The organism is Thermogemmata fonticola (assembly GCF_013694095.1).
Classification (GTDB): Bacteria; Planctomycetota; Planctomycetia; order Gemmatales; family Gemmataceae; genus Thermogemmata; species Thermogemmata fonticola.
Window position 1 is genome coordinate 24,576 of the sequence record NZ_JACEFB010000017.1, and the last position, 24,021, is coordinate 48,596.

A 24,021-nucleotide genomic window follows, 5' to 3' on the forward strand; every position below is an offset into this window, starting at 1 on the left:
TGGAAGCGATGGCACACGGTCCGGACAAGTCAGGCCGAGGGGAGCGCGGGAACTCGCGGAGCGGGGGTGTGGGGCCTGGAGATCGGGAAGGTGCAGTAGGCCGCGAGAGCCGGGCGGAGCGGGGGATCAGTCAAGCCAGGCGGATTCCGCGGTGGTTCCCGCTGGTGTTGGGTGGGATTCTGTTAGGAGGCGTGCTGGTCATTGGTCTTTGGGCGCCGGAGTGGAGCCGAGGCCCAGCCCCGCCGGGCATGGTCTGGATTCCTGGGGGCAAGTTCCTCATGGGAACTGATGATCCGCACCCCTTCTTCGCCGATGCGCATCCGATTCACGAAGTCGAGGTCCGCGGCTTCTGGATGGATGAGACGGAAGTGACGAATGCGGACTTTGCCCGCTTTGTGGAGGCCACGGGTTACGTGACGACGGCGGAGCGCCCGCCGACCAAGGAGCAGATTATGGCCTATCTGCCGCCCGGCTGGTCGGAGCCGCCCCCGGATAAACTCGTCCCCGGTTCGGTCGTCTTCGATCCGCCGTCGCACGCGGTGCCCTGGGATGACGAGTCCCGTTGGTGGAAGTGGGTGCCGGGCGCCTGCTGGAAGCATCCGGAAGGGCCGGGCAGCAGCATCGCCGAGCGCATGGATCACCCCGTGGTGCACGTCTCCTGGGAGGATGCCCAGGCGTATGCCCGCTGGGCGGGGAAGCGGCTGCCGACGGAGGCGGAATGGGAATATGCGGCCCGCGGCGGCCTGGTGCAAAAGCCCTATCCCTGGGGCGACGCCGAACCCAACGCCGGCGGCCTCTGGCGCTGCAACATCTGGCAGGGCGAGTTTCCCCATCGCAACACCCGCGAAGACGGCTACGACCGCACCGCCCCGGTGAAAGCCTTTCCGCCCAATCCCTACGGCCTCTACGGCATGGCCGGCAACGTCTGGGAGTGGTGTCAGGATTGGTACCGGCCCGACTATTACGCCCACAGCCCGCGGAAAAACCCCCAGGGACCGGAGATCAGCTACGACCCCTCCCGGCCGCACGAGGCCCTGATCCCCAAGCGCGTCCAGCGCGGCGGTTCCTTCCTCTGTAGCTTCGGCTTCTGCGCCCGCTTCAAGGTCTACGGCCGGGGCAAAGGCGATGTCGACACCGGCACCTCCCACCTCGGCTTCCGCTGCGTCAAAGATCGCTGACCGTGTGGGGTCAAAAACACTCCCTTAGCGTCCGCTGCGGCTTCCGCTGCGTCAAAGATCGCTGACACCGAACGATCTGCGGACGCCGGCCATTCACAACGGGCATTTTCCGCATCTGGCCTTTTCCCATCTTTCCCATCGGGGCTTTGGGGGCTTTGGGTGGATTCAGGAATTTTTTGTCCTCTTGAGCGGTCAACGGTCGTTTCTCCTTTCAAGCCAGCCTAGAGGGAGGCGGAAGGGGGGATTCTTTCCACCCTCCGGTGGAAAGTCCAGGGAAACGTCAGCGAATCCGGCTAAGAGTGGGCGTGCCCTGTGCTGCAGAAACTTCCCGGAGGGCGGTGCGAGCAAGACGCACGGCGGAAGCGACTGGGGACCCGTATACCACCGTTCAGACGGGATTGCCACTATGATCTCTGTCAAATGGGTTGACGGTGCTTGCAAGACATCTTCCCCTCCTTTATCATTCAACCGTCTCAACTTTCTTGTGCGTGAGAGCGAGGGTTGGAGTGCCATGGCGTCCTCCCTGTGTTCGGTGTGCTCGCGACCGTTGCCGGCGGAGAGTTTGGCCGAGGGGGTCTGTCAGACCTGTCGAGCGAATACGGGGCCGACGGACCTTGAAAGTTTGGCCGCCGTTTCGTCTGCGGCGGCGGGGATGCAGACGCAAGCGGCGGTGGGTCTGGCACAGTCCGAGGAGGTGACGCGGACTTATCACGGTGCCGAGCCGCAGACGCGTGTGGCCCTAACGGAGCATCTCGAAGGGTATGATACGCCACTGCCCGAAATGTTGCGGCAACTGCCGCCTGCTCCACCGGGTTATGAGCTGATCAAGCGGCTAGGCAGCGGCGGCATGGGGGATGTGTTCCTCGCCCGCGAGTATCCCACGGAGCGCCTGGTGGCAATGAAAATGCTACGCTCGCCGGGCAACGCCATCGCCGCGGAGCGGTTCATCTCCGAAGTGCGGGCTTTGGCGCGGCTGAATCATCCCCACATCGTCAAGGTGCTAGCCACGGACTTCCTCCGGCAGCAGCCGTTCTTCACCATGGAATATGTCAGTGGTGGAACTTTGGCGGACCGCCTGCGCCAGGGTCCCCTCGACCCGCGGGAAGCGGCGCGGTTGATCATGCTCGTGGCCCAGGCGGTCCATGCCGCGCACACGGCCCAGGTCTTGCATCGGGACATCAAACCGAGCAATATCCTCCTCGATGCTCAAGGGCAGCCGCACATTTCCGACTTCGGGCTAGCCAAGATGCTCGATCGTGATGACGGCCTGGTGACCATGACTGGTCCGCTGGGCACGCCGAGCTACATGCCGCCGGAGCAATGCTCGCGCCGCTTTGGACCGATTGGGCCGCCCGCCGATGTGTACAGCTTAGGCGCGACGCTTTATCATCTGGTTACGGGCCAGCCTCCCTATCGCGGCAAGACAGCGGTGGAAATCCTCCAGCAGATTGAAGAAGGAATACCCCTCCGTCCCAGGGCGTTGCGCCCGGATTTACCCCCCGCCTTGGAAGCGATCATTCTCAAGTGCTTGCAGAAGCGGCAGGAGGACCGCTATCCGAGCGCGGAAGCTCTGGCCGAGGACCTGGAACGCTTCTTGCAGAACTCAGTGCCGTCGGCCCCGCTGCATACGCCGTGGCGCCGCCTGTGGCTGTGGACCCGCCGCCAGCGCTCCCGCCTGTTGGCCGGGACAACCGGGCTCCTCCTCTTAGCGGTGGCCGCCATCCTCGGTGCGGTGCTGCCGCGCACCGAAACCCCGACACCGGACGAACGCCTCGCCGCCCTGATGAATTCCCTCCGTCAGGGAGAGTCCGTGACGCTCATCGGCCCGACCGGCCTGCCTGCTTGGTCGAAGGTCCTTCATGGGAATGTCGCCCTATCCTCCGACGAAACCAGCGAACGCGCCTGCGTCTATAGCAGCCTGGGATATGGCCTGGTGCTGCTGTTGCCTGAAGTGCCCCTGGATCGGTACACCCTGGAGGCGGAAATCCGCCTGGTGAACCTGGTCACCGCCCGCCGCGATGGCCTGCAAATGGGCGGCCTGTTCTTCGGCTATCTCCCGAACGACTCGGCCATGCCCGGCTGTGTCTTCCATGCCGTCAAACATGTCAGCTTCCTCGACCACCATTACACCCCGGAAAATCCCCAGGCGTATCTCCACCCCGAACATGTCTATTTCGGCGACCTGATCCTTCTGGAGCGTCCGGGCGATTTTCCGATACTGGCCTTTCCGCGTTCGCCGCACCGGCATCCCTTCACGCCGTCCATCGTTTGCCCAGCACCTTGGCGGAAAATCCAGATCAAGGTCCGTCCGGACTTGGTGGAGACTTACTGGCGGGATGAGCGGGGCCAGATGGTGCGCTTCGCCGCGGTGAAGGGACCGGCCCTGGACAAGCAAGCGGAAGTCGCCGCCGACTCCCTGCGCAAAAGTTTCCCCCAGCTCGACTATCCCACGCCGGATTGGCATCCGCGCCGCGGACTGGGCCTCTGGTGCCACCGAGCGGTGTACGCCGTCCGAAACCTGACCCTCACTCCCGGAAAGTAACCCCGAATGGGGTGCGACCCCCTTCGATGGGCTTGGCCTCTCTGGCGCCCTCCAGACCGGGCAACCCTTGCCTCACGGCCGCTACCCCAACGCGCCGGCGTCCCAAGACCTGTCTGTGTGATCAATATATATACAGTGATATATCTGCTATATATAAACTACATCTCTAGATAGCCAAAAAAATGCGAATTTTCTGCATTATTTTATACTCTTCGTCATATAATAAAAATAGAAGTAAACATCGGCACCCGTACTGCCACTGAGATCAGGGGAAACCAACAAGAGAAATCATGGGGAAGAGAAAAAGTCAAGAGTTTCCCGACCGGAAAAAAATGTTTCCAAGAGGGCTTGACAGGCGGAGTTGCGGTAGATTGTTCTGGAAGTTTTCCAACGGTGGGAGGACAAACCGCTGGGCTTCCGGCCCGGAAGTTCCCCAAGGATATTCGTCCCATTGGTCACGCAAAAATTATTGACATGGGGTTTCGAGTCGTTACCTACTGAGAATAGAGAGAAGAACACAGAGTGTTCGACTCAAGGGAAAGAGGTAGAGTTGCGTGGACTCTACCATCATTTAGATGAAAGGAGGTTTTTATGGAGATTTGTTTTCCAGTCACCGAAGGGTGTTGTCCGCCCAACTACACGATTTGGGGGACGTACGACGCGAACAATCCCGCGGCCAATGGCAATGCGGTGATGACCAACGTGAACAACAGCAACGATGTCGTGGTGGCGGGGAACTTTCAGTTCCGCAGCGACGGCATCTGGATGGCGCAGTTTGCGGGGTTGACTGTCGGGGCGGTGTACAACGTCAATGCGAGCTACGAGGTCAACACCCAGCCGGTGTATGCGCCCCAGGTGGAGAATGTGGAGGTGCAGGCTGACGCGCCGGTGGTGGCTCCGCCGCCTCCCCCACCCCCTCCGCCGCCGCCGGATGGCAATCATCGCATGTCCGTCGAAGCGGCGTGTCCCACCGGCTCGGCTGCACCGGTTCCCGGCAGTGTCTGCTACTACGGCACTTGCTCGGCCCATCTGCCCATCCGGCAGTTGCAGATCGTCACGTGGAACGAGCAGACGGGGGAAAGCTATAGCTGCGTGTCCGGCCTGGTTTGCGCGGGGAAGTGGGCGGCCCTCATTCCCCTACCCGCCGATAAGGGAAAGAGGGTTTACCTGTGCGACCTGCTCTTTTTGGGAGACCAGGGCCAGGTGCTCCAGCAGACCCGCATGCGGCTGGTTCGCTAGCGGCAGGACGGCAGAACAGGCGCCCCTGAGCGGCCCGCCTCGGGCTTCACCAATTGCTCGCGCAGCCTCCCCTGCCTACGGACCTTCCCCTTTCTGAATCTTTTGTCCATAATGGACACAGTTTCAGAAAGCGCGGGGCACGGCATAGGCGGAAGAGGGCCGACTTTCCCGTCCCGGCTGGAAGGATTGCCGGAGGGGGAAACCAGCCCAACCTGTGCGGTTCCCGAAGAACAGGTCCGAGAGGAGGGGGAACGATGAGCGAGCGATTCACCACGGCGCTGGGCGGCGAGGCGGCGGGGGAATGGGGCAGCGGGATTTGCCGGAGTGCCTCCCTGGCGAATCTCGCCAAGGCGCTGGCCCAGGCCCAAGCGGAGCTGAAAAACCCGCCGAAGGATCGGGTCAACCCGCACTTCAAGTCGAAGTATGCCGATTTGGCAACGGTGCGGGACTGGGTGCTGCCGGTGCTCAATCGCCACGGGTTGAGCGTGGTGCAGTTGCCGTGCGAGGGGTCGGGTCGGCCGGCCTTGTTCACGCTGCTGTTGCATGAGTCCGGGGAGTATTTGGGCGCATGCTTGCCGTTGCGGCTGGTCAAGGATGATCCCCAGGGCATGGGTTCGGCCCTGACGTATGCCCGGCGGTATGCCCTGCAAGCTCTGGCAGGCGTGGCGGGGGAAGAGGATGACGACGGCAACAGCGCCAGCGGCACGGTTCAGCGCAGCCGTCGCGGTGCGGACCGGCGGGAGGAAAGCCGGCGGCGCATGCTGGACTATTTCCAGCAGACCCACGGGGTGACGGCGGAGCAGGTGTGCCAGGCGGTGGGGGTCCAGCGCCCGGAAGAGATCGAGGAGACGCACCTGCGGCGCCTGCGGGACATCGCTGTGGCCCTGAAGAGCGGCCAGCCGGCCCGTGCTTTTTTCCCGTCCAGTCCCTCGACAACCGTTCCTCCAACCACGGCCAGTTTGCCCTCCGCCGCCTGAAGAGGTCCCGCTCCAGCTCCGAAACGGAAGCCTCGGTTGGCTCCCCCCCCGAAGCGCCGTCCGCGGATAGACCATCCGCTTCCGCCTTGTCCCCTTCCCCAGACGGCCGCTCCTCTGACTTCCTCCCGCGGCGTTGATAGGATAACCCGGCGGTTTCGCGGAACAGTGTCCTGAGGTGTGGCTGTGAGTGCGACAGGTTCGTTACCTTCGGAGCCGGAACGGCTGGATGTCATCGCGGTGGCACCCCATCCTGATGACGTGGAGATTCTCTGCGGCGGCACCCTGGCCAAGCTGGTGCTCTTGGGGTACCAGGTCGGCATCTTCGACCTGACGAACGGGGAACCGACCCCGCGCGGCAGCGTGGAGAAGCGGCTGGCGGAAGCGGAACAAGCCCGCCGCATCCTCGGCGTCCAGGTGCGCAAAAACATCGACCTGCCCAATCGTGTTCTCATGGATTGCCCGGAGAATCGCTTTCGGCTGGCCACCGAGTTCCGGCGGTACCGCCCCGGCATCATCCTCGTGGCTTATGGCCGCACGCCAGCCGCTTCCCCCGACCATTACCAGGGCCAGCTTATCGCCGAGGCGGCCCGCTTCTACTCCCAACTCACCCGCTGGGATGACCGCTTCGGCCACACCGCCCCGTACCGCATTCCCCATCTCGTGTACGTTCCGTTTCCGTTCGATGCGGAGAATCGCCACTGGCATAGCCAGTTTGTCATCGACATCACCGACACCATCGAGCAGAAACTGGCGGCGATCCGGGTTTACGAGTCGCAGTTTGACGCTAGCCGCTTCCAGCGGGTGGAGCACATGATCCGCTCGGTCAACGGCTATCATGGCGCCCGTTGCGGTTTCCACTACGGGGAGTTGTTCGCCCTGCCGGCGCCGGTTGGGGCCACGGACCTGGTCCAATTGGTTCACGGCAGCAAAGGCTCGCTTGCACCGGTGCAACTGCCGGGCAAGGATCATCTCCCCACCGGCTGAGGCATCGCTTCCCCTGGGTTCCAGTCGGGGGCGGGTCAAAGGCCGTGGCGGCGGTCGGCGTGCGGTGGTTAGGCTTCGAGCTTTTCTCGGCGAAAAAGCCCATCCGCTGGGAAGCGGTCGGCTGCTGCTGCGGTGGGTGGGAGGAAGGAGCGCCCCTGCCTTACGAGTCCCGGCGGTGGGACATCCCGTCGGCTGCCACGGTTGGAAAATCCGGTTTCTACGGGTGGAAAATCCAGTTCCCACAGTTGGAAAATCCGGTTGCCAGTGGGCGGAAAATCGGAACCTTCGGGAGGGAAAATCGTAACGCCGGGGCAAATTCCCTCATGGCAGGGGGGCGAGACTGAAGGTATGATGGAAGAAAGAAGGCCGAATCGGCTGTCCGTCGCAACCCCAGGTGGAGACAGGTATGCGCTGCCGACACTACTGTGCTATCGCTCTGTTTGTGCTGGGCATGCTCGCCATCCTGCCCGTTCGTCCCTCGGCCCATCTCCTGGCCCAGAAAGGGGAGCCGCCGGTCGAGGAAACCTTCTCCACGGCGGATGGCGTCATTCTCCGTGGCCTGTTTTACAAGGCGGCGCAAAACTCCTCCTCGGCCCCTGTCGTCATCCTGCTCTATCCGCCGGGTCAACGCGGGGCGGAGACCGATATGACTAAGGGGGACTGGGAAGGATTAGCGCGGCGACTCACCCAGGAGGGGTACAACGTCTTCCGCTTCGACTGGCGCGGACACGGCAAGCGGGGGCATGAAATCAAGGATAAGGATGTGTTCTGGACCAATCCCTACACCGGGCCGTGGAATGTCAAGTACGTGACCGGCTTTGGGAAAAAGCCGCTCAAAAATGACATCTACTTCAAGGACATTCGCGATCCGCTACGCTACATGCCGGTCTATCTGCTGGACCTGGCGGCGGTGCGTGCCCATCTCGATGCGAAGAACGACCTGCGGGATTGCAACACCAGTTCCCTCTATCTCATCGGCGCGGGCACGGCGGCGACCCTGGGCATGGCCTGGATCGTGACGGAATGGTACCGCCCAGCGATTGCTCCGGGTGTGGCGGAGATTCTTCCCGCGGCACGCTATGAGTTTGTGCCCCAGCGGATTGCCGGGGGGGTCAAGGTGCCGGCGGGGGAGGACATTAGCGCGGCCGTCTGGCTCAGCCCGATTCGGCCCAGTGTGGTCAGCGAAACCTTGGCCAAAAGCTGGATTAGCGCTTATGCGCCCAAATTGCGCGACAACAATCCCATGCTCTTCCTCTATGGGGATGGCGATGCCATAGCCCAGCGGGATGCCCGCTTCTTCTTCCACGAAGTTCTCGTCGGTGCTGGCAACCGCCAACTCGGCCTCAACCCTCTCAATCCAAAATACCTCTTCTCCATCAAGGGGGCGAAGAGTCTCTCCGGCGTCGGCCTGTTGGGCAATAACGCCACGCTCAAAACCGAGGACACCATCTTGCAGTTCATGTCCGCTATTCAGAAGGAGCGGGCCAAGGTGGCGGCGCGCAATCGCGGCTACAGTGCCCCGCTCTTCATCGATCTGAGGTACTTTGGCTTCACGCCGTGATGGCGAATCCCCCGTCTTGGGACGTAAAAGCCTAAAGCGATGACGCTAGGCGAACGCGGAGCGCGCTTGGCGGCTTAGCTTTTGCGAGAGGCGGCTTAGCTTTTGCGGTAGATGGTGGCAGGGTCCACGACGCGCTCAGCGGCGAGTTGGAGCTGGTCCCCTTCCACGCGGCGAAAGAAGCAGCTTTTGTACCCTTCGTGGCAAGCCGCCCCGCCCACTTGCCGCACTTTGAGCAGGACGGTGTCGGCGTCGCAATCCACGCGCACTTCCACCACGTGCTGCACGTGGCCGCTTTCCTCCCCTTTACGCCACAGGCGGCCCCGGCTACGGCTGTAATAGACCGCCCGGCCCGTCCGCAGCGTCTCCTCCCACGCCTCGCGATTCATCCACGCCAGCATCAGCACTTCGCCGGTCTCGGCATCCTGAGCGATCGCGGGGACGATCCCGCCGCTTTTGTCAAAGTTGATCATGCCGTGTCCCCAAATCGGCCGTGTCCCTCTCGTCTGGGGGGAATTTTACTCGCCCAGCCGCTTCCCAGCGTGGGCATACCCTCCGCTTCCTCCGCTCGGCTCCCCAGTCAGGCGATGGCGGCCTTCGCGATAACACCACCTAAAGCAGCTCCGCGGGGAGTTGTTGTTATAATACGGTATAACACCTCTGGCCGCATCGGGCTTCGGCAGCGTGAGAGCACCCCGCCCGCTCGGATCACCCGCATGTCGGAGTCATCCGCCCTTCGGATGGAACGGCGTGCCAAGAAATGAACCGCTCGCGGAAGCCGAGGATTGCCCCTAGAATCGTGGGGCGTTCACGTTTCGAGCGCCAGGGGGCGATCTCACCGTGACCCCGCGATCGCAGCTTTCACCTCCGGGCGGGACAGGACCACAAGGCCCCAAATCCCCGCGGGCATCCCGATCCAGCAACAACACCCGCTGATGCACGGAATGATCGCCAGGATCGAAGCCGTCACGGGTAGCGCCAGGCCGGAGAGGTTCCACATCTGAATCCCGCCGATGAGGATTAACAGGCATAAAAGGATGCTGACAATGGTGAAGGGAAAGGTCAGGGGGTGTTCGACGGAGTTTTTGAGTTCGGTCCAGAGTTCGATCAACTCCTCTTTCTCGTCCTGGGTCAGGTTGGGGTCTTGCTGGACGTTAGCGATGGCGTCATTGAAGGCTTTGGGCAGCAATGGCAGGGCGATGAGGAACAGGATCTCCGTCAGCAGGGTCAGGATGCCGGTGAGGATGAGCAGGAAAGCGGGGACACGCACCGCGGCTTTCGCGGCCAGATAACTCTGGTGGTAGTTATTGGGAAGGGGAGGCGGACCGTAGGGATACGAGCGGTAATCATCGGGGGGGTAGCTGCTCATGTCTCGTCTCCTCCTGATTCCGGCTGGGGTGTCTTCGTCTCCTTGGTTCTGTCTGGGGTGTCTTGTTTCCTGATCTCGTAGGGCAACTTCGCTCTGGCAACCTCGACGGGGAGGAACCGTACCTTTCCGGCAGTGCGTGCGGCTTTTAGCATTGGATGAGGCTGAAGCAGTCGTAGCCGGCGAGACGTTCGCGTCCCTGGAGATGGGTCAATTCAAGCAGGAAGGCACAGCCGGCGACCTTTCCACCCGCCTGTTCGACGAGTTTGCAGGCTGCGGCCATAGTCCCACCGGTAGCTAGGACATCATCGACGAGCAGCACCTGGGCGTGCGGGGCGATGGCATCGATGTGGACTTGCAGCTCGGCTGAGCCGTACTCCAGGTCGTACTTGTAGCTGTGGGTTTGGAAGGGGAGCTTGCCCGGTTTGCGCAAGGGGATGAGGGGCTTGCGCAGCTCCAGGGCCATCGGGGCCGCGAAGAGGAAGCCGCGGGCTTCCGCCGCCGCAATGGCATCGACAGGCCGGGTCGCGTAATGGGCGGCCAACTTGGCCACGGCGTAGGCATACGCCGACGGGTCGGCCAACAGCGGCGTGATGTCCTTGAACAAAATCCCCGGTTTGGGAAAATCCGGTACGTCGCGGATGTAGCTGCGCAAATCCATCGGACGGCCCTCCCCACAGATGGAATTTCCCTTAGCCTAGCAAAAAGCCGACAGCCTGGGATGTTGTTTTTTCCCAGATAATCTATCGGGTGGGGCACTGCTCTGCCGTGATTCGGAATGCCTGGCTGTGATTAGGAATCCGTGATGCGAACGGCCGGGATCAGAGTATCTTCCTGGAGGACCGTGGCAAGACGATGAACCCGGAGCGTATGGTCATCCGTGCGGCGGAGCGGCGGGATTTGGCGGCGCTGGTGGCCTACAACCTGGCTTTGGCCTGGGAAACCGAACAGAAGCGGCTGGACCCGGTCACGGTCGAGGCGGGTGTGGCGGCGCTCTTGGGCGATCCGCAGCGGGGCTTTTACACCGTCGCCGAAGTCGAGGGGCAGGTGGTCGGCCAGGTGCTCATCACCTTCGAGTGGAGCGATTGGCGCAACGGTTGGTTCTGGTGGTTGCAGAGCGTCTATGTCCAGCCGGCGTTCCGCCGTCGGGGGGTGTTCCGCGCTCTGGTGGAACATCTGGAGGAGCGCGCTCGCCGGGAGGGCCAAGTCGTGGGCTTGCGCCTCTACGTCGAACGAGACAATCGGGCAGCCCAGGCAGTGTATGCCGCTTTGGGCTTGCAGCCGACCACCTACGGCGTGTTGGAGAAGTGCTGGAAGCCGGTCTGAAGCCGGCGGTGGCCGCTGCGTTCCCGGACGATGCCGGTGTGTTGGTTTCCCCCCTGTCACGGTGCCGCTCTCCATTTTTCCCCGGTGGAATCGGCCTCGTGTCCCCATCGGCTCGGATTCGCCGCGTGAACCTAGCGCAAACCCAACCTCCAAACCAAATCTGCGGTGCCTCCTTCTGCGGCTTCGGGTCCCCGGCTGAGGCTCGTGACTTTCCCCAACGTCGATTGCAAAGGCTTTCCCTCCTGCGGTAAACTCGCAGTATGGACTTTACTGCGGAGGAATTGTTTGAGGCGATCGACCGGCTCATCGCCGGGCTGCTGGAGCGGGCGGGGATCGAGACGCCGCCGGTGGATGCTTTGTATCTGGCGAAGGAGCATTTAGGGATACCGATCACGATCCAGTCTCCTCCTCCGCCGGAAGCGGGGGAGCGTCCCCGTGCACGGCGGCGGCGGCCGAGTGCGGAAGACGGCATCGTGCTCACCGCCGGCATGACACGGGAACAGCGGCACAAGGCGGCGGCGGAGGGGATCGCCCTGGCCCTGGCTCCGCAGCTCTGCCGCAAATTGGGCCTTCCCTTCGATCCGCACGAGCGTGTCTTTCTGGGGCAGTTGCGCACGCTCTTTCCCCCCCGCCTGTTGTTACCGACGCGGATGTTCCGGGCGGCGCAGCGGGAATGCCAACGGGACTTGCTCGCCTTGCAGGAGCGCTTTGCCACCGCCTCGGCGGAAATGATTGCCCTGCGCTGGCTGGACCTGGACGAACCGGCGGTGATCAGCTTCGTCGATGACGGCGTGGTGTCCTTGCGCCGCAGCAATTGTGGGGTGAGCGGCAAGAACCTGCTCCCCGTAGAGCAGCAGTGCTACGAGCGGGTCGCCCTCCTGGAGCGGCCCCACCGTTTGCGGCAGCAAGGCTGGACGGTCCGCGGCTGGCCTCTCTCGGAACGCCTCGTGCTGCGGATAGTCCTTCACAGCACGCCGGATGATGTATAATATGACGGTGATGACCACGGCGGTGGACCCACAGACTCCGGGCTTCTGACCGCCGTCGTTATTTTGTCGGACGGCCTGCCTCCTCCTCGCAGTTTGGCCCTAGCGCCGGGCACCCTATCCCGACCCCTCCGTCGGGATCGGTTTTTTGTCGGCTGGGCCGGATCACTACCGCGGCAGCACAAGGGGAGGGGTGCGTGTCCTCCCGTCCGGCGTTGGAATGGATACGGGAACGGGTTGAGACGGCAGGGCCGAGGTTCCCCCTCGCCCTCAGGAGAGTTCCGACGATGAGCCAAGACGCTATCCCGATGACCCGCGAAGGCTACGAGAAACTCAAGGCGGAGCTGGATCGCCTGCGGAATGTCGAAATGGTCGAAGTGACCAAGCGGGTGGCCAAAGCCCGCGAACTGGGCGATCTGAGCGAAAACGCCGAGTATCACGCCGCACGCGAAGACCAGGGTCTGCTCCAGGCTCGCATCAACGAGCTGTCCGATCGGCTGGCGCGCGCCGTGATCATCGATCCGAGCCATCTCCCGCGGGACACCGTGGTCTTCGGCAGCCGGGTCAAAGTGCTCGACCTGGACATCGAGGAAGAGGAAGTTTTCGAGCTGGTCGGACCCGGACAGGAAGACCCCGACAATGGCCGCATCTTGAGCACCAGCCCCATCGCCCAGGGATTGATGGGCCACAAGGTCGGGGATGTGGTCGAAATCCCCGTGCCCCGCGGCGTCATCCGCTACAAAATCCTCGACATTTCCCTGGCCCAGCTCTAACTCTTGCCCCTGGAACGTCGGCCGAGCGGCGAACCGACGCTTCGAGAAGGAAGGGCGTTCCCGCAGCGGCGCCGGGGGGAGGGCAGGGTTCCTTCCGGGGGAGCTGGGTCGGCCGCGCCGGGGTGAGGAATGGGCAGGGTCCGCCGTGAAGTGAAAGTCGGTTCCGCCGCGGAAGCGGCACACCTGACAGGCCTTTTCAGGAAATTGTGAAAATTTTGGCCTTGCCCTCTTGACGGTCCTAAAACCTAACCGAGATGATATAGAAAGATTCGCCTGCGCTGTGCCTTCAGGCTAATCTTGGGCTGGCTGCTACGATTGGCGGCGCGGAGGCGTGAGACGGAGGTCCGGGGCGCGCGCGATTCTCGACGTACAATTCGGCGACGTTCAGGTGGCATTGGTACACGACGGGGAGAGTTCCCGAACATGTCCGACCCGCTCTTTTCCAGTGTCGTTCTGTCGGACGGGGAACGGCGTGAGCTGTTCCGGCGGGCGCGGGAGGCCTTGCAGCGAGCCTGTGGGGATCAGACCATTGCCGGCGATAGCCGTGTTTTGTCGCCGCAAGCCGGTCCCCGCAGCGACGCCACCGTCGCAGTACCTGTCGACCAATTGCCCCGCCAATGCCCCTGCTTTTTGCAAGACGAAGCCCAGCACATTTACCCCCTTCACGTCGGAGTCAACACCATCGGCCGGATGGCGGATAACGACATCGTCATCCGCGAGGAGTGCATTTCCCGGCGGCATTGTGCCATCGTCGTCCATCATAATTGGCAATGCGAGTTGTACGACGTGGCCTCGAAGAACGGCACCTATCTGAACAATCAGCGGATCAGCCGCCCCACGCCGCTGTGTCATGGTGACCGCATCACTTTGTGCAACCGGGTGTTGACGTTCTATCTTGCGGAGGCGCCGCCCTCTTCGCCGTCCCCTTCCATCCCGACAGCCCAGCCGCTGTGAGTCGGCGCCAGTTTTTCCCCCAAGCGGTCTGCGCCGAGAGTTCGGAAGAGACCAAGCCCCCAAGCTGGCGGCAGGCACTGTCTCAGTCCGCAAGCGTTGGTGCAGCCGGTGGGTACAGCGGTCCCGCGCCGGGTGTTTGGGGGCAGGTGGATTTGTAGCCGGTGGAATGGCTCCTCGCCAGACGACTGGGGCAGGTGCAGGAGCGATCCCGGCTCACGGCTTGTGATTGCCGTAGGGCGTCGGAATGTATTGCACGGCGGGCTGGCGTTGCACCGGCTGGGGGAAGAGATTCATCAACTGGTAGAACTCCTGGGGCAGATCGCTGCGCACGGGCAGGCCCAGCCGCTTGGCCTCCTCGAAACTGATGGGATGGTCGTGCGTCCACGTCCCCTGAGTGAGCAGGTCGGCGAGGCGTTCCGCCTGCTCTTGAGGCATCTTGCCTTCTAGCAACTCCAGGACTTCCGAGCGGATTTGTTTGAGGGCCTTGGCGGCGATGTCGGCCAGGATCAGGGTGCGGTCCTCGATTTCGTCGATCTTTTTCTCTTGTACGACTTTGACCAGAGACGCGGCGGGGTATTCGCCGAGTTGGGGATCAACCGGTCCGAGGACGGCGTGGCTGTCCATGATGATTTCATCCGCGGCCAGGGCGATGAGGGTGCCGCCCGACATGGCGTAGTGCGGCACAATCACGGTGACTTTCGCTTTATGGGCCTTGATGGCGCGGGCGATTTGGAGGCTCGCCAGAACTAGCCCGCCGGGGGTGTGCAGCACCAGGTCGATCGGAACATCGTCATCGGTTAGGTGGATGGCGCGGATCACTTCCTCGGCATCATTCACATCGATGTAGCGCATCAAGGGGAAGCCGAGCAGGCTCATGGTTTCCTGCCGGTGGACCAGGAGAATGACCCGGCTTTTGCGTTGCTCTTCGATGCGGTGCATGAGGCGCAGGCGGGCCGATTCCAGCATTTTCTGGCGCAACACCGGTTGCAGCATGACGATCATCAGGAAGATCCAAAACCACTCGCCCAGTCCGCCCATGATCGTTTCTCCCTTGGCTTAGGTGCTTTGCGTTGATTCCTGTGCTGGTGGCAGGTCCAATAGTGCGGGTCGCAGCTCAGAGGGCGTTTCCGCCCGGCGTTGTGCCGCCTCTCTGTCACCAGGGCCAGTATTCATCCGGGTAGCGCCGGCGGTAGCGTTGCTGAGGTTTCTTGCAGAGGGGGAGCAGCAGCATGCCCATCACGAAGCCGCCCACGTGAGCCCACCAGGCGACCCCGCCGAAGCTCTCCGCCGGTAACAGCAAGGCTAAGGTACCGCTATAAAGCTGCGTCAAAAACCAGATGCCGATGAACACCAGCGCTGGCAGCTCGACAAAGATCGGGAAAAAGACGATCAAGATGAGGGTGACGATCCGGGCGCCCGGATAGAGGAGCAGGTAAGCTCCGAGCACGCCGGCCACGGCTCCGGAGGCCCCCAGCGTCGGCGTAGTGCTCGCTGGCATGCTCAGCACGTGGGTCAAGCCCGCGGCCACGCCACAGAGGAGATAGAAGATCAAATAGCGGGCGGGTCCCATGCGGTCTTCGACATTATCGCCGAACAAATAGAGCGTCCACATGTTGCCGAGGATATGCAGCCAGCCGCCGTGAAGGAACATGCTGGTAATCAGCGTCGGCCAGTGCCGCCACGGGTCCGCCAGCAGCTCCGCCGGAACCAGGGCGAGCAACTGCACCAGCCGCTCCAGTTGCGCCGCCGGAAGGGCCACTTCCTGCAGGAACACCAGCGCATTCAGCGCGATCAACGTCCAGGTGACCCAGGGGACGCTGCGGGACGGAACGTTATCCTGAATCGGAAACATGACGACACCAGCTCCGCCTCAGAGTTTGTTACATGATCTAGGAAGTCCGTTCGGTAAGAGCAACACCGCGGTATTGACGGAGTGCCGCTGGAGGGCGAGTTCAGCCGAGTGGCACCGCATCGTCTGTGCCGTAGCGCTACGGGCATTAGCTGGTTTGGGGACTTGTCCTAGGCTTGGTTCGGCGGGCGGCGGACGAGTCAAGGGGGGGCGGAAAGCAAACGCCGGCGGTCGATCCCGAACGAGGGGGTGGCCACCGGCGGCAGAAGAGCATGCGGAGGGGATGGAACTCCCCACGGGTTTCCGTCGCGGAGGGAAAGTGATCCGATCCGTCACGGATGGGTGAGGAGCGGCGGGGGGGACGGGAACGTTTCCCCCGCCGGGGAGCGTCAGCAGCGGCGAAAAGGGGCCGCCGAGGTGTTTTTCAGGGACAGCGCATGGTCAGCCGAGCAGCTTTTCGATCGGGCGGCCTTCGCGGAACAGTTGCATGGGCCGGCCGGTAGGCGTGGTCAGTTCCATATGCGGGTCGATCCCCAGGTGGGTGAAGATGGTGGCAGCCAGGTCGTCTGGCGTGCACGGTTCGGTGGCCGGTGCCATGCCCGAAGCGTCGGTGCTGCCGTGGACATAGCCGCGGGGGAAGCCGCCGCCGGCGAGGACCACCGCCATCGATCGCGCCCAGTGATCCCGGCCCGCATTGCGGTTGATCCGCGGCGTGCGGTTGAACTCCCCGGCCACCATGACGATGGTGCTGTCCAAAAGGCCGCGATCTTCCAGGTCGCGGACCAGGGCGGACAGGACCGTATCCAGCACCGGCAGGAGGTTGTTCTTCAAGCGGACGAAGTTCTGGTTGTGGGTATCCCAGCCGCCGAAGGTGACGGTGGCGAAGCGGACGCCGGCCTCGATGAGGCGGCGCGCAGCCAGGGCGCCGCGGCCGAACGGAGTGTTGCCGTACATCTCCAGTGTGGCGGCCTTTTCGCGGGACAGGTCCAGGGCTTCGCGCGTCCGGTCGCTCCGCAGGATGTCCAGGGCCTGCTGGTGGAAGGTGTCCAAGCCATCGAGCAGCTCGCTGGAACGATCGTAGGCGGTGAAGGTGCTGTCGAATTGCCGCAGGAGTTTGTCCCGCTTCTCCAGGTCTTCCAGGGTGAAGGTGCCGCGCAGGGACAGACCCCGGACACTGAAGCTGCCCCCAGCGTTCCCTCGGCCTTTCTCCCCGCCGACTCCATTCCCTTCAATGAGGAACGGGTTGTAAGCGGTGCCCAAATAGCCGGCCATGCCGAAGTTTGTATTGGCATTACCGCCGAAGGTGACGTAGGGGGGAACGCCCCGCGGCACACTCAGCAGCCGGGCCGTCAGCGACCCCATCGAGGGATACTGCAAGGCGGCGGTCGGCTTGTTCCCGGTGGTCATGAACACGCTCGCCGGGCCGTGGCTGGGGATGGTGTGATAGAGCGAGCGGACCACGGTCAGCCGGTTGGCAATCTGGGCGGATTTCGGCAGCGGTTCCGAGAAGTAGAGGCCCGGCACGGAGGTCGGGATGTTCTTGAACTCCCCGCGGATGCCTTCTGGGGCATCGGGCTTGTTGTCCCACATGTCAATGGTGGCGGGGCCGCCGGCCAGCCAGAGCAGGATCACACTGCGGGCTTTCGCCGGGCGCGTACCCTTGCTCCGGGCTTGGGCTTCCGCGGCGAGGAAACCCGGCAGCGTCAGCCCCAAGGCTCCTGCCGCTCCGATCTGCAAAAAGTCGCGGCGGTGGAACCCTTCGCAATCGGTCCGTTTCAGCAGCGTCATGGCACTTCTCCTGGGAGTGAAGGAAGGAAAAAACCAGGGTCCAACTCTTTATCCTAACGGTCGCTCCTTGTCTTATCCCAACCGGTCGCTCGCGCTCCTTACGTCTTCCCCAACCGGTTGCTCCTAACGGTGCTGTGCCCGCCGGTGTTTCCTTGTAGGTGTCCGACATCTCTCCGGTGTCCGACATCTCTCCGGTGTCAGGCATTCCCTCTCAACCGTGGCAAGTCTGATCGCGGCGGGCGTTCAAGTCCACCGAGAGTATGGCGTCTCTAAGCGTCGCGGCCTCCTAGTGGTTCAGGATAAACTCGCGGGTGTTGATCAAGGCCCAGAGGATATCGATGATCGCCTCCTGGCGGGTGCGTGCGGTGCGGAAGTGTTCCAGGGCAGCGGCTTTTTCCTGCGCCGTGGGATAGCGGCTGAGGGTAGCCAGGAACAGCTCGTCCGTAACTTCTTCGTTGCTCAAGCGGGAACGAGCCAATTGCACGGCCCGGCCCTGCGGTTGATTGAACTTGGCGAGCAGGCTGGGGTCCGTCATGCGGAAGAGGGTTTGGGGCAGGGCGGGTTCCATAGCGCGCTCGCAGTCGCAGGCGGTGGTCCGGGGCGGGCGGCCAAAGATCCGCAGCACGTAGGCCACATTCCCGACAAGGCGGCTGGAACCGACTTCGATCATCTTCATCCCGTTGAAGACGGCATCCGGGCCGGTAAACGGCTCGTTGACCCCCAGGGCGCAGTTGAGGATGTCCACCACCTGCTCGGCCATCAGAGGCCGGATGTAGGCGCGGGAATAGTTATTCGTGTCGAACTTATTGCTGTCGTTGACGGTGGAGTCCAGTTGGTAGGTGCGGCTGGTGAGGATCAGTTTTTCCAGGTGGCGGATGTTGTAGCCGCTGCGGATGAACTCTTGGGCCAGCGCGTCGAGCAGGCGGGGATTGCTCGGCGGGTTGGCTTGGGAGAAGTCATCGACGGGGTGGACCAGGCCGATGCCGAAGTAATGGGCCCAGACGCGGTTGACGAAGGCACGGGCGAAGAAGGGATTGTCCGGGCGGGTCATCCACTCGACGAGGCGGAGGCGGGGGTCGACGCCAGCTTGGAGCGGGATTTCCGGGCCGCCCAGAGCTTTCGGAGTGGGGACGCGGCCAGTGCCGGGGTTAGGACGCAAGCGGTTGTTCGGAATCTGGCGGGGGACGAACAGCTCCCGCAGCAGGATCGCCTGGTTCTGTTGCGTCACCTTGGCTCGGCGCTGCGCGTTGACAGCATCGACCAGCTTTCTCACTTCGGGGCTGCTGAACTGATTGTTCTGATATATCACCCCCGCGAAGATATTGGCGAAGGCCCAGTAATCCTCCTGCGTCCAGCGGTCCGTGGGATGCTTGTGGCACTGAGCGCACTCCAGGCGGATGCCGAGGAAGGCGGCGGCCACCTTTTCGCCCCACTGCTCAATCGGCACTTGCTGCTGCCGGCGCCAGAAGAGGTCGAGCGTCTTTTTGGACGGATAGTCGGTCTGGGCGCCGGCCAGCATCTGCTCATCCACACGCTGAGCGAAGGCGATCCACTCTTCCGGGGTCATGTCGTCCCGGCTGGTCGCGGTGAGGATGTCCCGTACGATCTGGTCGTAGGGAACGTTGTCGGCGATGCGCTTGCGCAGCCAATCCTGCCACATTTGGGAACGGCGGGGTTGGATCTGCGCTGGGTTCTCCAGCGCCTGGGTGTTATTCCCCGTGACATCCGAGAGTTTGGTGGCCCACAGGGCGGCATGGAGCGGATGGGCCAGCAACCGATCGATCAGTTTTTCCCGCTTTTTGGGGTCGGTGTCGGCGAGGAAGGCGCGGACTTCCTCCGGCGTAGGAAGTTGCCCGATGGTGTCGATGTACACCCGGCGCAGGAAGACAGCATCGGGAGCCAGATCCGCCGGGACGATATTGAGCAGCCGGAGTTTGGCGAAGACTTCCCGATCGATGAAGTTATGCTCCGGCAGGGTGGGGTAGGCGGCTTCCCGTCTCGGCGCCGGGACGAGCACGCGGATGGAGCGCACTTGTCCCCGGTAGAGCACCGTCAGGGCGGCATCGCCGGGTTGTTTGGGGGTGAGTTGGCCGAGGGGACTGAGATGGGCCACGGCGTCATCGCTGATCTTGAAGTCGCAGAAGGGGGTGACCTCTTCCTGGCTGCCATCAGCGAAGTGGGCGGTGACCCGCACCTGCAAGCTCTTCCCGTCCGCCAGCAAGGCGAAATCGCCCGGCACTACTTCCAGGCGCTCCACCGTGCCGCTGCCCGGCGTCCACTTCGCCCCCTGGCGGACCCATTCCACAAACATCTGGTACATCCAGCTTCCCTTGCCGAAGCGCATCCCGCCTTCGTGGGGAACCTGGCCGGTCGCCTTGAGCAAAAGCAGGCTGGCTTCCGGCTGCTGGGGATTGAGCCGACGGCCCAGGTTGTCCCGCGTCAAGGCGGCGTAATCCATCGCCGGTTCGTAGCCGAACAGGGACAGGCGAAAGCCGTTTTTTCCCTGGAACGAACCGTGGCAGCTCCCCATATTGCAGCCGGCTTTGGTGAGCAGACCCATGAGGTGGCGCTCGAAGTCCACCGTGGCGATCTCTCCGCCCGTGGGGAGGGGTACGGCCCCTTGGCCCGACGGAGCGAACAGGACGAACAGCCCAGCGGCGATGCCCAGACGGAGAGAAGGAGTCCAATGGCAGCGTTCGGTCTTCATGTCATGCCCCCTCCGAGGCAGCGGCAGCAATCCCACAGGTTCCCCGACCTCTGCCGTGGCAAGCCGTAAAGTTCGATCACACTCTTTGGCGAGACTCAAGGCGGGAGGAAAATCCGGGTTAGCGGGGTTCCTATTCCGGATACGAGGCAGGCTCAGTTTACGTACATCTCTAATCTTTTCAACGATCCCAGCCGCTATAAGTTTCGCAGAAATTCGGAAGGGATGCAAGAAAAATTTTTCAAAATCTGGAGCTATGCTGGATTTGTGTACACACCAAAAGGGGAACAGGCGGGGCGAGGGGGTTCACGGGAGGGGGAGGAAACACCGTTTTCGGAAGAGGTGGGTCATTGTTCCCCGTTTTCGGGAGGGGCGGGTCGCTGTTCCCCGTCGTTTTCGGGAAGGGAGGGCGATTGCCTTCTGTTATTGGGAACGGAAAGCCATCGGCCTGCGATCATGACTCCGGCTACGGGTACCGCCGATTCCAGGATGGCCCGGCAAGGGTCGGTATGCGTCGGGATTCCAGGGGGCCAGGGAAGGACGATCAGATCGGCGGCTTTGCCAGGGGTGAGCGTGCCGAGTTGGGCTTCGCTTCCCAGGGCAGCGGCGGCCTCACGGGTGATCATCCCCAGGACTTCTTCCGCAGGTAGATCGGGATAGCGCTGGTGGACGAAGCGAGCCTCCGCGAGAAGGTTCAGGTCGGGGTTGGAAGCGAGGCTATCCGTGGCCAAGCAGAGGCGGACCCCGGCGTGCCGCCAGCCTGGGAGAGGATAAGGGGAATGGCCGAAGGCCGCATGGGTTCGTGGGCAGTACACCACCGTGTGATGCGCCGGCAAACTTCGGGGGGCCAGGTAATTCGCGTGAATCCACAGTACTGGCCCACGGTGGGAGCTAGCCCAGGCCAGAAGGGCTTCCCAGGAAGGGATCAGTCCGGCGGGGTCCCACACGCCGAGGCGCTGGAGCAGGTCCCGAAAGGCACCGCGGCGGGTATGCAACAGCTCCGCTTCCTCCTGGCTTTCGGCCAGGTGAATCGCTACGGGGCATTGCCCCTGTGCGGCTAGGTCCAAAGCGGCGGCGAAAAGTTCCCGGCGCACGCTGTAGGGAGCATGGGGACTGACACCTCGACGCCAGCGGCAGGGAGCAGGTTCCGCTGATTCGGAGGACGGGGCAGCGGCAGAGACGGGGAAACCGGCCAGCGGAGAAGTGCCAGCGAGGGAGGAAGCGCCGGAGAGCGCCGGGGTCAGCCATGCCTCGGCCGCTCGGCGTGCCGCCTCCGCACGGGGCAGCGTCAAACCGAGCACTTCCAGGAAGGCCACGCCTCGCAGGGGGGACCGCGTTAGCATCGGCCAAAGCTGCGGATCTGTGACAATATCCCCGACCGTGGTGACACCAGCCTGCCAGCACGCCAGCAGCCCGGCTTGCATGGCTTCCTGCCGCTGGGCAAAGGTCTGATGGCGGCGGATAGCGACCACCTGCTCCAACCAGTCGGGCAAGGGAACGGCGGCGGACGCCGAGGCAGGCCGGCAGGCTGCCGCCTCGCTCAGGTCTAAATGAGTATGGACGTTGATGAGGCCGGGCAGGAGGATTACGTCTCCCAGGTCCACATCGGCGGGGGTTTCGCCAGCCGGTGTGACCGAGACGATGGTGTCACCCGCGACGGCCACCACTCCTCCGGGCAACGGAGGCCGATCCATCGGGACGACCCAGCGGGCCTGATAGCTTCTCACGCGCGCACTCCGGCGGCCACTGGCGTGGGGGTTGGTCTTTGCGCCGCTTGCCAGGCAGGACGCAATTGCGGCTGGCATCCCGGCGGCAGCGTCTGCTCATACAGATCATCCCCCGGTCCCCGGCGGTACACCGTCTGCTGCAACTGGGCGATGATCTGTCGGAGCCGCTCGCTACTCAACGCCGAAACCGGTTCCTCCATCGGGCGTAGGAACAGTTGCAGCGGGACCGGCTCGGCTTCTTCCTCCCCCTCATCATTGGCCGCGAAGTTGGGCGTGAGAAAATCCACCCCTTCGATCCACCACGCCCCGACGCGCTGGAACAGGCGCACACGGGCCGTCCAGAGTTGCCAGGCGGCTTCCCCCGCGTCCGCCTCTGGCCGGCGGCTCTCCCAGAGCACAAACGGCAGGGGTTCTCCTAACTCCCCGGCATCTACCGCCATCTGCCGAAAAAATTGCTCCATCAGGCGGGTCCCCACGCCCAATCGCCGTGCCCACTCCGCGACCCCCAGGTAGCACAGATAGCCGCAGAAACCCGGCAGATAGGCCCCGTAGGCGTAGCCCGCTAAGCGCGGCGGAGCTTCCAGGTCGGCTTCACGTGCTGCCAGAAACAAATGCTTGGTCCATTCCTGACGGAAGTTCCGCTTGCGATGCCGCCGATTCTCCACCGCCTTCTCGATCCAAATCCACGGGATGCGCTCTTCCGGAGCCAAGGTCTGCTCGTACAAGTCCCCAGCGGCTTGCGTCAGGGGATCGTTCAAGTCGAAGGTTTCCCACACCACGATACGTTCCGAACGCACAAAGCACCTCTCCTCACACAGTTGCGGCGACCGGTCCCCCGTTTCGACGGAGTGCTGCCAAGGTCTTGCCTTCCGGCCGCCGCGGCTCGGCGTCCGTATTCTACCTGCCCCCCTGCCAAAAACCCTGCCGGCTCCTCCCCCTGCCCTGGACGTAACCTCCTCGGCCGCCCTTCCTACTGTTCCTGACGCAACATCTTGAGAAAATTATAGTTATGATGATATAAGCTGCATCTCTGGCTGCCCTGGTTACGTCTCAGCCGCTGACGCTCTTGACCCGGCCCTTCCCGAAAGCTGGCCTGGAGCCGCCCCCAAAATGCAACCCTGGCGGTACTTTCTCCATTCCTTCCCATCAGCCGGAGCTTCCCAGTTTCGCCCCCTCTCCATGGCCAGGGCCAACGCGACAAGCGGCGGGTCATCGACAAGGCCCAGAAACTGCGACTGGAAATGAAGGCGGGGCGTGAACCGCCTGCGGAGTCGTGCAGCTCTCCTGCCGCAAGGCGGACTCCGAGGTTCACGCCCGCCAACGATATAACCGGGAACAACTGTTATGAGGCGGGAAACTGGACTGATGCCGCGGGGAAGGTTTCACCAAACGGTCGGTTGGTCATGCCCCTGAGGGACCCATGCCAGACGAAACCGGGACGCTTCGGACTCCATGCGAAATCCAATTGAGGGAACAGGGGCGAACCCACCAGTTAGCGGCCGGAGGGGAGCGCGTAGGGCAGGGTAGGTCCATTGGCGGGTTCGAGCATGAAGAAGTCACGCGGGCTGCGGGCGAAGGGATGGTGGGGGAACACCAGGGTGCCGTGCGGGCCGAAGGGGCCGTAGGCATGGGCGCTGCCATCGCAACCGGGGCCGCAGCGTCCGCCGGGTGGAATGTGGAAGAACTTTTTCAAGTGGGGATGGAGGCCGTAGCGATCCGGTCCGCGTCCCGGCGGCAGATCACCCGCTCCCAGGAGCGTATTGGGGCCGCCGATGACCACTGGCAAGCCGTTGACACCTCCGCGTCCTGCGGGTGGGGCAAACCCGCCGGGGTCCGCCGCTGCTGGCCCCGCTAAACCCCACGCCAGCAGAATCACGCCCACATTGTGCATCCACCACGGCTTTCGGATCATCGTCTTCCTTCCTCCCGGCAGGCCGTCCTCGTGCGGCCCCTTCCCTAGGGGCACCCATTCCTCAGGACAGGCATTTTTGCTATCGAACCGAAACCCCGCAGGGATTCACAAAAAAATTGAATCTGGTTGACAACCTGGCCGCGCGCAGGGATGATAAC

General features: G+C 63.1%; 20 protein-coding genes. 10 read left to right on the forward strand and 10 right to left on the reverse strand.

The window, feature by feature from the left end; all coding sequences use genetic code 11:
• Positions 1–8: 8 nt before the first annotated feature.
• The 6 genes from H0921_RS16010 to H0921_RS16035 all read left to right on the forward strand — a co-directional run bounded on the left by H0921_RS16010 (position 9) and on the right by H0921_RS16035 (position 8,481).
• The gene (locus H0921_RS16010) at positions 9–1,178 is read left to right on the forward strand and encodes a formylglycine-generating enzyme family protein (RefSeq protein WP_194539528.1); all 1,170 of its coding nucleotides are present in this window, start codon (positions 9–11) and stop codon (positions 1,176–1,178) included.
• A gap of 511 nt (positions 1,179–1,689) precedes the next feature.
• Positions 1,690–3,720, forward strand: a complete 2,031-nt coding sequence (locus H0921_RS16015; RefSeq protein ID WP_194539529.1) for a serine/threonine-protein kinase — start codon at positions 1,690–1,692, stop codon at positions 3,718–3,720.
• 591 nt (positions 3,721–4,311) lie between these two features.
• Positions 4,312–4,959 carry a hypothetical protein gene (locus tag H0921_RS16020; protein ID WP_194539530.1) on the forward strand — a complete coding sequence of 216 codons (648 nt, stop codon included), beginning with the start codon at positions 4,312–4,314 and terminating at the stop codon, positions 4,957–4,959.
• A gap of 254 nt (positions 4,960–5,213) precedes the next feature.
• Entirely contained in the window at positions 5,214–5,936 is a 723-nt protein-coding gene (locus tag H0921_RS16025; RefSeq protein ID WP_194539531.1) for an ERF family protein, read from the forward strand.
• Between the two features lie 183 nt (positions 5,937–6,119).
• On the forward strand, positions 6,120–6,920 hold the full coding sequence (locus H0921_RS16030) for a PIG-L family deacetylase (protein ID WP_194539532.1): 801 nt from the start codon (positions 6,120–6,122) through the stop codon (positions 6,918–6,920).
• Between the two features lie 406 nt (positions 6,921–7,326).
• Positions 7,327–8,481: an alpha/beta hydrolase gene (locus H0921_RS16035; RefSeq protein WP_194539533.1), complete on the forward strand. Its 1,155-nt coding sequence runs from the start codon at positions 7,327–7,329 to the stop codon at positions 8,479–8,481.
• A 95-nt stretch (positions 8,482–8,576) separates the two neighbouring features.
• On the opposite strand, the gene hisI is transcribed toward H0921_RS16035, so the two are convergent.
• The 3 genes from hisI to H0921_RS16050 all read right to left on the reverse strand — a co-directional run bounded on the left by hisI (position 8,577) and on the right by H0921_RS16050 (position 10,505).
• Positions 8,577–8,951: a phosphoribosyl-AMP cyclohydrolase gene (hisI, locus tag H0921_RS16040; protein ID WP_194539534.1), complete on the reverse strand. Its 375-nt coding sequence runs from the start codon at positions 8,949–8,951 to the stop codon at positions 8,577–8,579.
• Positions 8,952–9,313: 362 nt separating this feature from the next.
• Complete coding sequence (locus tag H0921_RS16045; protein ID WP_194539535.1) at positions 9,314–9,847, reverse strand: DUF1542 domain-containing protein; 534 nt, start codon at positions 9,845–9,847, stop codon at positions 9,314–9,316.
• 145 nt (positions 9,848–9,992) lie between these two features.
• The gene (locus H0921_RS16050; protein WP_194539536.1) at positions 9,993–10,505 is read right to left on the reverse strand and encodes an adenine phosphoribosyltransferase; all 513 of its coding nucleotides are present in this window, start codon (positions 10,503–10,505) and stop codon (positions 9,993–9,995) included.
• 194 nt (positions 10,506–10,699) lie between these two features.
• Here H0921_RS16050 and H0921_RS16055 point away from each other — a divergent pair, with 194 nt between their 5' ends.
• From H0921_RS16055 to H0921_RS16070, 4 genes are all read left to right on the forward strand, one after another.
• Positions 10,700–11,170: a GNAT family N-acetyltransferase gene (locus H0921_RS16055; protein ID WP_194539537.1), complete on the forward strand. Its 471-nt coding sequence runs from the start codon at positions 10,700–10,702 to the stop codon at positions 11,168–11,170.
• Positions 11,171–11,430: 260 nt separating this feature from the next.
• Positions 11,431–12,159, forward strand: a complete 729-nt coding sequence (locus tag H0921_RS16060; RefSeq protein WP_194539538.1) for a hypothetical protein — start codon at positions 11,431–11,433, stop codon at positions 12,157–12,159.
• 284 nt (positions 12,160–12,443) lie between these two features.
• Positions 12,444–12,929 carry a transcription elongation factor GreA gene (gene greA / locus H0921_RS16065; RefSeq protein WP_194539539.1) on the forward strand — a complete coding sequence of 162 codons (486 nt, stop codon included), beginning with the start codon at positions 12,444–12,446 and terminating at the stop codon, positions 12,927–12,929.
• Between the two features lie 423 nt (positions 12,930–13,352).
• Entirely contained in the window at positions 13,353–13,883 is a 531-nt protein-coding gene (locus tag H0921_RS16070; RefSeq protein WP_194539540.1) for an FHA domain-containing protein, read from the forward strand.
• A 213-nt stretch (positions 13,884–14,096) separates the two neighbouring features.
• Here H0921_RS16070 and H0921_RS16075 read toward each other — a convergent pair whose 3' ends face one another.
• From H0921_RS16075 to H0921_RS16105, 7 genes are all read right to left on the reverse strand, one after another.
• Positions 14,097–14,921, reverse strand: a complete 825-nt coding sequence (locus H0921_RS16075; protein WP_194539541.1) for an SDH family Clp fold serine proteinase — start codon at positions 14,919–14,921, stop codon at positions 14,097–14,099.
• A 115-nt stretch (positions 14,922–15,036) separates the two neighbouring features.
• Positions 15,037–15,735, reverse strand: coding sequence for a rhomboid family intramembrane serine protease (locus tag H0921_RS16080; RefSeq protein ID WP_194539542.1), 699 nt, complete (start codon positions 15,733–15,735; stop codon positions 15,037–15,039).
• 438 nt (positions 15,736–16,173) lie between these two features.
• Positions 16,174–17,520 (reverse strand): DUF1501 domain-containing protein, encoded by a 1,347-nt coding sequence (locus tag H0921_RS16085; protein ID WP_194539543.1) that lies wholly within the window; start codon positions 17,518–17,520, stop codon positions 16,174–16,176.
• Positions 17,521–17,806: 286 nt separating this feature from the next.
• Complete coding sequence (locus H0921_RS16090) at positions 17,807–20,227, reverse strand: DUF1549 and DUF1553 domain-containing protein (protein ID WP_194539544.1); 2,421 nt, start codon at positions 20,225–20,227, stop codon at positions 17,807–17,809.
• 344 nt (positions 20,228–20,571) lie between these two features.
• The gene (locus H0921_RS16095) at positions 20,572–21,951 is read right to left on the reverse strand and encodes an amidohydrolase family protein (RefSeq protein WP_194539545.1); all 1,380 of its coding nucleotides are present in this window, start codon (positions 21,949–21,951) and stop codon (positions 20,572–20,574) included.
• Complete coding sequence (locus H0921_RS16100) at positions 21,948–22,748, reverse strand: GNAT family N-acetyltransferase (protein ID WP_194539546.1); 801 nt, start codon at positions 22,746–22,748, stop codon at positions 21,948–21,950. Before H0921_RS16100 ends, H0921_RS16095 begins: the two co-directional genes overlap by 4 nt.
• 695 nt (positions 22,749–23,443) lie before the next feature.
• Complete coding sequence (locus tag H0921_RS16105; protein ID WP_194539547.1) at positions 23,444–23,863, reverse strand: hypothetical protein; 420 nt, start codon at positions 23,861–23,863, stop codon at positions 23,444–23,446.
• Between the last annotated feature and the right edge of the window lie 158 nt (positions 23,864–24,021).